At 64.2% G+C, this 4216-nt stretch carries 4 protein-coding genes; 2 read left to right on the top strand and 2 right to left on the bottom strand.

All coding sequences use genetic code 11. The features are described from left to right. The first annotated feature begins 175 nt into the window (after nucleotides 1-175). On the top strand, nucleotides 176-1354 hold the full coding sequence (locus tag WBQ44_RS06360; RefSeq protein WP_495565879.1) for a Fic family protein: 1179 nt from the start codon (nucleotides 176-178) through the stop codon (nucleotides 1352-1354). Between the two features lie 70 nt (nucleotides 1355-1424). Continuing rightward, entirely contained in the window at nucleotides 1425-1967 is a 543-nt protein-coding gene (locus WBQ44_RS06355) for a dihydrofolate reductase family protein (RefSeq protein WP_495565878.1), read from the top strand. Here the strand turns inward: WBQ44_RS06355 and WBQ44_RS06350 are convergent. Further along, nucleotides 1964-2770, bottom strand: a complete 807-nt coding sequence (locus WBQ44_RS06350) for an SDR family oxidoreductase (protein ID WP_495565877.1) — start codon at nucleotides 2768-2770, stop codon at nucleotides 1964-1966. The two genes, WBQ44_RS06355 and WBQ44_RS06350, sit on opposite strands and share 4 nt — an antisense overlap. Before the next feature lie 3 nt (nucleotides 2771-2773). Continuing rightward, the coding region (locus WBQ44_RS06345; protein WP_495565876.1) for a hydantoinase B/oxoprolinase family protein at nucleotides 2774-4216 on the bottom strand (1443 nt) is incomplete at its 5' end.

The following is a 4216-nucleotide window of genomic DNA, read 5'->3' as shown; positions in this document are numbered from 1 at the left end:
CCCGAAGGCTGCTTCTCGCGTTGGGGCTCGACGACGGTTCTGCGTTCTGGAGAGCGCCGCGGTAGTGCGTTCGGTGACCGCAAAGTCGAGTCGCCCCGGCCATACCAATCTTTAAGCGGCTATAGATTGCTATGCTGGCCGAGTGGGGTGCGATGAACGGTCGACGGTCGAGGCCGTGACGTACGAAACCCGGCCATGGCAGCCGGCCCACAGTCATGCGTCGCGGACTCAGCGACGACTGCACGCAGGCGACTACGCGGCGGCAATCCCAGCCCGCATCGGCGCTGTGGATCTGCAGCTGTCCGCCGAGATGACGGCAGAGTCGGAGGACGCTCTGCGGGAGGTAGTCAGGTTCGACGAGTATGCATCGCGAGCGCTCGGGTCTGCCACCGAATTGGCGCCCATGAGTTCGATCCTGCTGAGATCGGAGAGCGCCGCGTCTTCGCAGATTGAAAACCTCACGGTCGGCGCGCGATCGCTGGCGCTCGCCGAACTGGGCTCACCGAGCAGTCGCAACGCGTCGATTGTCAGCGGCAACGTACGTGCGATGGAGGCCGCGCTCGCCGTCGGTTCCACCGTCTCCTCCGACTCCGTCCTCGCCATGCACCGGGCACTCATGGAGCCCAGCGGCGATCCTGATGCGGGACGATGGCGCACGCAGCAGGTGTGGATCGGCGGATCGAATGTCGGCCCGCATCTCGCAGCATTTGTGCCGCCACATCACGACCTGTTACCCGACGCATTGCGCGATTTTTTCCAATTCGCAACGAGATCCGACCTTCCCGTCCTACCTCACGTAGCCATCGCTCACGCTCAGTTCGAGACCATCCACCCCTTCACCGACGGCAACGGGCGTACCGGTCGCTCGCTGGTGCATACGATGCTGCGGGCGGCCGCGGCTATCGAACGCGTAACGGTGCCCCTGTCGGCGGGCCTACTTACCGATACAGCCGACTACTTCCGTAGCCTCGATGCCTACCGGAACGGACACGTCGAACCGATCATTCGCAGCATGAACGCCGCGATTTTCTCGGCGGTGACCAACGGGCGGATTTTGGTCGACGAGTTGGCGGCCGCGCGTGCGAGCTTCGCCGACCGGATCGTCGCTCGGCGGGACTCGGTTGCGTGGGGTCTCGCCGACGCGCTCGTCGGCCAGCCCGTGATCGACAACCCCTTCGTACAAACAACATTCGGCGTCAGCGATATGTCTGCACAACGCGCGATCGACAGGCTCGTCGATACAGGGATTCTGCATCAGACGTCGAAGGGACGACGCAACCGCGTCTGGCAATGCGACGAGGTGCTGGTCGTACTCGATCGTTTCGCCGAGCGAATCCGCCGCGCCTCGCGCTAGGCGAACGGCTCAACTCTTCGCCGTTGCGGGTTCTCCCCATCCACCGCCCACGAGCTACTACCCTCCAACCATGCGACCGCTGCGCTATTCGATCAACGTCACTCTCGACGGCTGCTGCGACCACGAGGCCATGCCCGCCGACGAAGAACTGCATCGTTATGCAGCCGCCAACCTCGATCGCGCCGACGCGCTGCTCTTCGGCAGGGTGACGTACCAAATGATGGAGTCCGCGTTCAAGCTCTCACCAGGGCAGGAGTCCGATGACCCCTTCGCCAACACCATCGACGCAGCCAAGAAGTACGTCGTGTCCACCACGCTCGACAGCGTCGATTGGAACGCCGAACTCATCGAGACCGACCTGAGAACGGCCGTCCAACAGCTCAAGGCGCAACCAGGCAAGGGCATCGCAACTGGTGGATTGCAACTACCGCGCGAACTGGCCCGGTTAGGGCTGATCGACGAATACGAGTTCATCGTCCACCCCCGAATCGCCGGCCACGGACCCACCCTGTTCGCCGGACTGCCGCACCTACTCGACCTGCGCCTCGTCGACCGGCAAGAGCTCCAGTCCGGCGCCATCGCGTCCACGTACGAGCCGAAGACCGAGCTCTAGATCAACGCTCGCACCGGCGTTGCGGCTCGACCCAACAGTGCAGCCGTGACGACACCGCTGGCGAGGAAGTCGCGGTCGTCGTAGAACTCGAACATCGCCCCGAGTCGGTGCTTTTCGTCAGCGGTCAAACCGCTGCCGTGCAACGACATCCAGTCGTCGACGGTGATGGACTCGGCTGACACCGCCCGACCGGTCACGTCTTCGATCAAATGAGCAACGTCGCGCACACTCAACGCCTCGGGCCCGCCGAGTTCGTAGGTCGAACCGTGATGCACGCCAGCACCGTCGACGAGAACTCGCGCAGCTACCTCGGCAACGTCGTCGAGACCGACGAACGAGAAACTCGAGTCGAGGCTGTAAGGGACAACCAACCTCGAAGAGCTGAGCGGAAGATTCTGTGCATACGCGCACGGCTGCAGAATGGTCCAGTGCAGCGCATGCGAACGCACCAAGTCCTCGCAGCGCGCCTTGTCCATGTGATGCGGCATCCGCGGGCTGTACGGCCATGCCACCGAGTGATAGACGAAGTGGTCGACTCCGGCTTCGGTAGCGGCATCGAGCGCCCGTGACACCACAGCGGGCTCATCCGGATGCACGTTGGGGGCAATGAAATACACCCCACGGCAGCCGATGAAGGCGTCGCGCAGACCAGCACCAGTAGCGAGATTTACAACGTAGTCGGCAGACCGGCCGAGCCGCCGCACCGACACTCTTCCGGAGAGTGCAGCTGCGACGGCGTGGCCGGTCTTGCCAGTGGCACCGACGATGGCGATGTCGGTGCCGCGGGCACTATCGGTGTTCATGGATCAGCGATCGATGAAGTCGTACTCGGCGAACTTCAGGCCGCCGGAAAGACGCTCGTAGCCCGGTCCGCGGTCGAAGAACGGCTCGTCGAGACCGCGTGCGTTGCGCATCTCGGCCCGCAACTTCTCCGACGCCTCGACATCCGCGGTGGCGGTGCCCTCGGCGATGACGACGCCATAGTCCTTGCCTGCGAACTCCGCCGACACCTTGCCCCACAGCACGTCCTGCTCGACCGACTCGATGGGACGTTCCAGGGGATCGCCCCAGCCGCCGCCACCGGTCGTGCGAATCCGGATGGTGTCGCCGGCCAAGATCGGCTCGGCATCGGTGAGCGCGTCGAACTCACGCTCGTTTGGCTGTCCCGGGTTCAGGGTGACGGAGAACGATCCGCCTGCCTTACCGCCCTTGACTCCCCAGCACGCGAGAATCGAACGGTCCGCGATGGACATGAAGTGCGCGTCCTTGAGCATCCTGATGTGCTTCTCGTACCCGAGACCACCGCGGTAGCGTCCGGCGCCGCCCGAGTCCTTGGCGAGACCGAGCTTTTCGACGATGAACGGGAAACGGCTCTCGGTGAACTCGGTGGGCAGGTTCCGCGAATCCGGCACGACGTGGATGGTGTCCTCGCCGTCGGCGTAGTGCCGTCCGCCCGAGCCGCCGCCGAGCACCTCGCGCATGAGGTAGGAGTTGCCGTCGAAGTCGTCGCCGTACACACCGGTGTAGCGAATGGTCTCCTGGTCGGCCGGCATGTTGCCGTCCACGGCCTTCGCCACGACGCCCGCGAGCACACCGAGCAGACGCAGAATGACGAACGTACGTGCGTTGGTCGGCGCCGGGAAGATCGGCGTGATGAGCGTGCCCTTCTCCGGGAACTTCATCTCGATCAGCGGGATGACGCCCTCGTTGACGTCGAGCTCCGCCATGCGCTCGGGGGAGTCCGCGAGGTTGCGAAGCACCGGCGCGAGCCATTTGGCGAGGAAGTTGCCGTCGGCGTAGTCACCGCAGTGGTTGATCGGACCCTTGGCCTGCGGCCCGGTGCCGGTGAAGTCGAGGATGAGCCGCTCTCCGCGCTCGTCCTCGGGGCCGGTCTTCGTCAACGTGATGCGCTGGACGTGCAACATGGGCTCGTCGACGCCGTCGTGCTCGGCGTAGTCCTCCCAGGTGTACTCACCCTTCGGGATCTTGCTCAGGATTTCGCGTCGATAGATCTCGGTGGTGGCATCCATCATCGAGTCGAAGCAGGATTCGACGGTGTCGATGCCGTACCGCTCGTACAGCTCGGTCATCCGGCGCGCACCCATCAGGCAAGCCGAGCATTCGGCATCCAGGTCGGCGGCCAAGGCGTCGGGCATCCGTGAATTACGGGTCATGATGGTCAGCGCCGCCTGGTTGGGAACACCCTGGTCCCACAGCTTGATCGGCGGAACCATCAGTCCCTCTTCGTA

This window comes from Rhodococcus sp. (in: high G+C Gram-positive bacteria), from assembly GCF_049591685.1.
GTDB lineage: Bacteria > Actinomycetota > Actinomycetes > Mycobacteriales > Mycobacteriaceae > Rhodococcoides.
Note: the sequence above shows the minus strand (reverse complement) of the source record. Positions and strands in the feature narration are given on the sequence as shown.

Coding starts and splice junctions, on each gene's coding strand:
- WBQ44_RS06355 (WP_495565878.1), top strand. CDS start 1,425: ATGCGACCGCTGCGCTATTCGATCAACGTCACTCTCGACGGCTGCTGC.
- WBQ44_RS06350 (WP_495565877.1), bottom strand. CDS start 2,770: ATGAACACCGATAGTGCCCGCGGCACCGACATCGCCATCGTCGGTGCC.